Here is a 5,352-nt window from a genome sequence, read left to right on the forward strand (position 1 = left end):
GATGCGAGCGTGAAGGGCGCATCGCCCGAGGGCTGGGCGCGCGCGGTGGCGGCGGCGGCGGCGGTCCACGGCGCGGACCGGGTGATCGCCGAGGCGAACAACGGCGGCGCGATGGTGGAAAGCGTGTTGCGCGCCGCCGACGCGGGGATGGCCGTCAGGCGCGTCCATGCGGCGCACGGCAAATGCGCGCGGGCCGAGCCGGTGCAGGCGCTGTACGAGGGCGGGCGGGCGTTCCACGTCGGCGCGTTCACCGAGCTGGAGGACGAGATGGCGGGGCTGATCGCGGGCGGCGGCTATGAGGGGCCGGGGCGGTCGCCCGATCGCGCGGACGCGCTGGTGTGGGCGATGCATGAGCTGATGCTGGGGAAGCGGGTGGCACGGCCGGGGGTGCGGAGCTTGTAGCGGGTGGGATGGCAGGGAGCGATCGACATTCGATGATGAGAGGCTGTCCTGTTCAAGCTGAGACGTCACCCCGGCCTTGAGCCGGGGTCCCGCTACCTGCCGACGCTGGAGAAGAAGCGGGACCCCGGCTCAAGGCCGGGGTGACGGACGAACCGTGATTTGGGTCTCAAGCAGCGTGGGCTGTTGCGGATGGAGATCCCGGCTTTCGCTGGGATGACGGCTAAGGGGGCGCGGTGGCGCTCCTTGCTCCGCGCTACGGCCTTTGCCGGGATGACGTTTACCGGCGCTTCGGCGCGAGGGAGGTTTTGCAGATGCGGTTGTTCGGGAAGCGGCCCGCCGAGGCGGCGCGGCCGGCGTTGGCGCGTGCGTTCGGCGGCCCTCGGGGCGGGGATTGGCCGATGGGCTATGAGGCGCAGGTGCGCGAGGCCTATCTCGGCAATCCGGTGGCGCAGCGCGCGGTCCGGATCGTCGCCGAGGGGGCGGCGAGCGTGCCCGTCTATGCGCCGGGCGACGATGCCGCGCGGGTAGAGACGATGATCGCGCGGGCCGGGCTGATCGAGGCGGTGGCGGCGCAGCTCCTGCTCCATGGCAACGCCTTCGTGCAGATCGTCGGCGATGCCGAGGGGGTGCCCGCCGCGCTGTTCGCGCTGCGCCCCGATCGCGTCTCGATCGAGACCGACGCGCACGGCTGGCCGGCGGCCTATGTCTATCGGGCGGGGGATCGCGTGACGCGGGTGCCGGCGCATGACGCGGGCGGCAGGCCGGGGCTGGTGCATCTCTCCGCGCTCAACCCGATCGACGATCATTATGGCGTGGGATCGCTGGGCGCGGCGGCGGCGGCGGTCGCGGTGCACAATGCCGCCGCGCGCTGGAACAAGGCCTTGCTCGACAATGCCGCGCGGCCTTCGGGGGCGCTGGTCCACGATCCGGGCGAGGCGGGGGCGGCGCTTTCGCCCGAACAATATGCGCGGCTGCGCGCCGAGATGGAGGCGGGGTTCGCGGGTGCGGCCAACGCCGGGCGGCCGATGCTGCTGGAGGGCGGGCTCAGGTGGCAGGCGATGAGCCTGACGCCGGCCGACATGGATTTCGTCGGGCTGAAGGCGGGGGCGGCGCGCGAGATCGCGCTGGCGTTCGGGGTGCCGCCGATGCTGCTCGGGCTGCCGGGCGATAACACCTATGCCAATTATTCGGAGGCCAATCGCGCCTTGTGGCGGATGACGATCGTGCCGCTGGTGCAGAAGATCATCGGCGGGCTCGTCGAGGCGCTGCGCGCGTGGTGGCCCGCGCTGGAGATCAAGCCCGACCTCGACCAGATCCCCGCGCTGGTCAGCGACCGCGCGGGATTGTGGGCGCAGGTCACGGCGGCGGATTTCCTGACGGTGGCGGAGAAGCGCGAGATGCTGGGGTTCAGGGCTGAAATTTGATCCGCTGCCGCCCAGAGGAGAATCATGATGGAGACGCAGGCGATGCTGGCGCGGCTGGTCGCGCAGGCGGAGGGCGAGGGGGCGAGCCTCGTCACCCTGCGCGCGCTGGCCGAAGAGGCGAGCGAGGCGGGGGCGGAGCGCGCGCTGGAGCGGCTCGGCCTGAGCGATCCGGCGGCGCGGGGCGATCTCGGCGAGCTGCGGCAACTGCTGGGGGCGTGGCGCGACGCGAAACGATCGGCGCGCAACGAGGTGGTCGGCTGGGTGGTGCGGATCTGCCTGGCGCTGCTGCTGATGGGGCTGGCGGTGAAGCTGGGGCTGGTCGCGATGGTGCGGGGGGCTCCATGAGGTTCGCGGGCTATGCGGCGTTGTTCGATCGCGTGGATCGGGGCGGCGACGTGGTGCGGCCGGGCGCGTTCGCCGAAGCCGTAAGGGCGGGACCGGGGCGCGTGCCCTTGCTGTGGCAGCACGAGCAGGGCCGGCCGATCGGGCGGATCGAGATGCTCGCCGAGGACAGGCGCGGGCTGCGCGTGATCGGGCGGCTGAGCGCGCGATCGGCGGCGGGGCGCGAAGCGGCTGCTTTGCTGAGGGACGGCGCGGTAGGGGGATTGAGCTTCGGCTATCGGGTGCGCGCGGGGGTAGGGGAGCGGCCGAGGGAATTGCGCGATCTGGAGCTGGTGGAGGTTTCGCTGGTGACGATGCCGATGCAGCCTGCGGCGCGGGTGCATGCGGTGACGGAGGAAGAATGAACTCCGCTATCCGCAATTGCGTTCGGCGCGCCGAATGCGATATCTAACCGACCGAAGAATATCGGTCGGCGAAGACGAAGGTTAGGACTGCCCGTGCGCGACAAGATCGAGCTGCAAATCCATCTGGCTTTCGATGCCGAGGCGTCGGTTTGGTATATCGCGGAATCGGATATCCCCGGGCTGAGGCTCGAGGCCGATACCGCGACCGAACTGATGCGCCGTATCGACGAATGCGCGGAAGAGATGATCGCGCTGAACGAGGCGGAGATCGTCGGAAACCATCCAGGCGAGATGCGTCCGTCGATGACGTTGCGTCCGGTATTCGACAGTCCGGTGCGTCTTCCCGCCTATGTGTGATTAGCGCGTGGCGGGCTATGGCAAGGACGTCAAGAAGCTGCTGCTGGCGGCGGGATGTACCCTCCATCGCCAAGGCGCCGGGGATCATGAAATCTGGTTCAGCCCTGTGAATGGCCGCCACTTCACGGTCGATAACGGAATGAAGTCGCGCCATACCGCGAACGGCACATTGAAGGATGCTGGGCTGCCCAAGGCGTTCTGACCAGCACGAACGATTCAAGTTTATGGCGATTACCAAGGCGTCCCGCTCTCCAGCGGGGCGCCTTTTTCTTTGGTGGAGGAGACGGGCATGTACGAGACGAAGATGGATGCGGGCGCGGGCGTGGATGCGCTGGAGGCGTCGTTCGATGCGGTGGCGGCGAACGAGGCGGTGGGGGAGCTGCGCGCCGAGATGGCCGAGTTGCGCGGGCGGATGGATCGGGCGGCGGTGGACGCGGGCAGGCCCGCGTTGGCCGGGGCTTCGGCGCGGGACGCGGGGACCAAGGCGTTCGTCGAGGGCTATCTGCGCAAGGGCGTGGAGGCGGGGATCGAGCTCAAGAGCTTCAACGCCACCTCGACCGACGCGGGCGGCTATGCCGTGCCGCGCGAGATCGACAGCCGCATCGACGCGACGCTGAAGGCGATTTCGCCGATCCGGCGGGTCGCCAACGTCGTCCAGGTGGGAAGCGGCGGCTATCGCAAGCTCGTCACCACCGGCGGCGCGCCTTCGGGCTGGGCGGGGGAGACCGACGCGCGCGCCGAGACCGCGACGCCCGCGTTCCACGAGATCGTGCCGAGCTTCGGCGAGCTCTACGCCAATCCGGCGGCGAGCCAGGCGATGCTCGACGATGCGGCGTTCGACGTCGAGGGCTGGCTTTCGGGCGAGATCGCGACCGAGTTCGCGCGCGCCGAGGGGCAGGCGTTCGTCGCGGGCAACGGCACCAACAAGCCGCGCGGCTTCCTGACCTATTCCACGACCAACGAGGGGGATGCGGCGCGCGCGTTCGGTTCGCTGCAATATGTCGCGAGCGGGGCGGCGGGCGGGTTTGCCGCGAGCAATCCGCAAGACAGGCTGATCGACCTCGTCCAGAGCCTGCGCGCGCCCTATCGGCAGGGGGCGGTGTTCGTGATGAACGCCGCGACGCTGGCGGTGATCCGCAAGTTCAAGACCAACGACGGCGCCTTCCTCTGGCAGCCGGGGCTGACCGAGGGGCAAGCCGACCGGCTGCTCGGCTATCCGGTGATCGAGAGCGAGGACATGCCCGACATCGCCGCGAACGCGCTGGCGATCGCGTTCGGCAATTTCCAGGCGGGCTATCTGATCGCCGAGCGCCAGGAGACCGCGATCCTGCGCGATCCGTTCAGCCACAAGCCGTTCGTGCATTTCTACGCGGTCAAGCGCGTCGGCGGCGGGGTAAGCAACAGCGAGGCGATCAAGCTGATGAAGTTCGCGGCTTCGTAACGGGCACGGCCGGGTTTCGTCGCCCGGCCTTGAGCCGGGGTCCCGCTTGTTTCGATCGGCGGGCAGCGGGACCCCGGATCAAGTCCGGGGTGACGAGCTCATCCATATAGATTCTCCGCGAGCATCGACAGCTTCGGGAGAAGGCGGCGCGTGCGGCGGAGGGTTGCTCCCTTTGCCCGATGCCGTGCGCGCCGTTTCAGCGCATATTCGGAGATTGGACGATGAGGATCAACCGCTTGGGCGGCGCGGTGGCGCTTGCTCTTTTCGCCGGCGCGGGATGCGCGCAGGAGCCGATCGGGTGCCAGATCGGCGCCTGCGGCAAGCAGGCGCAGGGCTATGACGACGGCACCGGCCATATCGTCAACGTCGGCAAGGCGAGCCCGCTGCCGATCGCGCCGCCGGCGACGATCATCGCCTCGGCGAGCTTCACGACGCCCGTCGGTACGACGGCTTATGCCTCGGGCAACCTGATCGCCAACGCTGCTGCGGCGGCGAGCGTGACGCCGCTCGGCTGGACGGCGTGCCGCGCCGCCGGCGGCACGGGGATGGTGCGGCGCTTGCGGCTGAAGACCGGGGATACAGGGTTCGCGGGCGCGACGGTGCGCGTGCATCTCCACCAGCTCGCCCCGAGCTTCGCCAACGGCGATCATGGCGCGTGGCTGACCAGCGAGAGCAATTATCTCGGCGCGCTCGACGTGACGTTCGACCGCAGCTTTTCGGATGCCGTCAAGGGGATCGGCACGCCCAACGCGGGCAGCGAGATCAACTTCGATTGCGCAAGCGGTTCGCAGAGCGTCTACGGCGAGATCGAGGCGCGCGGGCCGATCACCCCGCAGGGCGCGAAGGCGATCACCGCGGTGATCGAAGTGCTGGCCAACTGATGCGCGGGCGGATCGATCGCCGCGCGCTGTTGGCGACCGGGCTGACGACGGGGCTGGCGGGCGCGGCGCGGGCGGGGCTGCCGGGGCGGGGCGCATGGTTG

General features: G+C 69.7%; 7 protein-coding genes and 1 pseudogene. All 8 read left to right on the plus strand.

Going from position 1 to position 5,352, the window contains the following annotated elements:
- Window positions 1-402 (plus strand): annotated as a pseudogene (locus tag HUU94_RS05610) (DNA-packaging protein); the annotation flags it as partial.
- Between the two features lie 311 nt (window positions 403-713).
- Window positions 714-1,826 carry a phage portal protein gene (locus tag HUU94_RS05615; RefSeq protein ID WP_174274119.1) on the plus strand — a complete coding sequence of 371 codons (1,113 nt, stop codon included), beginning with the start codon at window positions 714-716 and terminating at the stop codon, window positions 1,824-1,826.
- Window positions 1,827-1,853: 27 nt separating this feature from the next.
- Window positions 1,854-2,171 (plus strand): DUF6127 family protein, encoded by a 318-nt coding sequence (locus tag HUU94_RS05620; protein ID WP_438827108.1) that lies wholly within the window; start codon window positions 1,854-1,856, stop codon window positions 2,169-2,171.
- Window positions 2,168-2,572 (plus strand): HK97 family phage prohead protease, encoded by a 405-nt coding sequence (locus tag HUU94_RS05625; protein WP_174274121.1) that lies wholly within the window; start codon window positions 2,168-2,170, stop codon window positions 2,570-2,572. Before HUU94_RS05620 ends, HUU94_RS05625 begins: the two co-directional genes overlap by 4 nt.
- A 93-nt stretch (window positions 2,573-2,665) precedes the next feature.
- Entirely contained in the window at window positions 2,666-2,929 is a 264-nt protein-coding gene (locus HUU94_RS05630; protein ID WP_174274122.1) for a DUF1902 domain-containing protein, read from the plus strand.
- Window positions 2,930-2,936: 7 nt separating this feature from the next.
- Window positions 2,937-3,131 (plus strand): type II toxin-antitoxin system HicA family toxin, encoded by a 195-nt coding sequence (locus HUU94_RS05635; RefSeq protein ID WP_174274123.1) that lies wholly within the window; start codon window positions 2,937-2,939, stop codon window positions 3,129-3,131.
- A gap of 87 nt (window positions 3,132-3,218) precedes the next feature.
- Complete coding sequence (locus HUU94_RS05640; protein ID WP_254601987.1) at window positions 3,219-4,370, plus strand: phage major capsid protein; 1,152 nt, start codon at window positions 3,219-3,221, stop codon at window positions 4,368-4,370.
- A gap of 221 nt (window positions 4,371-4,591) precedes the next feature.
- A complete protein-coding gene (locus HUU94_RS05645) occupies window positions 4,592-5,251 on the plus strand; it encodes a hypothetical protein (protein ID WP_174274124.1) in 660 nt (219 codons plus the stop codon).
- Window positions 5,252-5,352: the final 101 nt, after the last annotated feature.

It is taken from the genome of Sphingomonas bacterium, from assembly GCF_903644055.1.
Classification (GTDB): Bacteria; Pseudomonadota; Alphaproteobacteria; order Sphingomonadales; family Sphingomonadaceae; genus Sphingomonas_I.

Coding starts and splice junctions, on each gene's coding strand:
- HUU94_RS05615 (WP_174274119.1), top strand. CDS start 714: ATGCGGTTGTTCGGGAAGCGGCCCGCCGAGGCGGCGCGGCCGGCGTTG.
- HUU94_RS05620 (WP_438827108.1), top strand. CDS start 1,854: ATGGAGACGCAGGCGATGCTGGCGCGGCTGGTCGCGCAGGCGGAGGGC.
- HUU94_RS05640 (WP_254601987.1), top strand. CDS start 3,219: ATGTACGAGACGAAGATGGATGCGGGCGCGGGCGTGGATGCGCTGGAG.
- HUU94_RS05645 (WP_174274124.1), top strand. CDS start 4,592: ATGAGGATCAACCGCTTGGGCGGCGCGGTGGCGCTTGCTCTTTTCGCC.
- HUU94_RS05625 (WP_174274121.1), top strand. CDS start 2,168: ATGAGGTTCGCGGGCTATGCGGCGTTGTTCGATCGCGTGGATCGGGGC.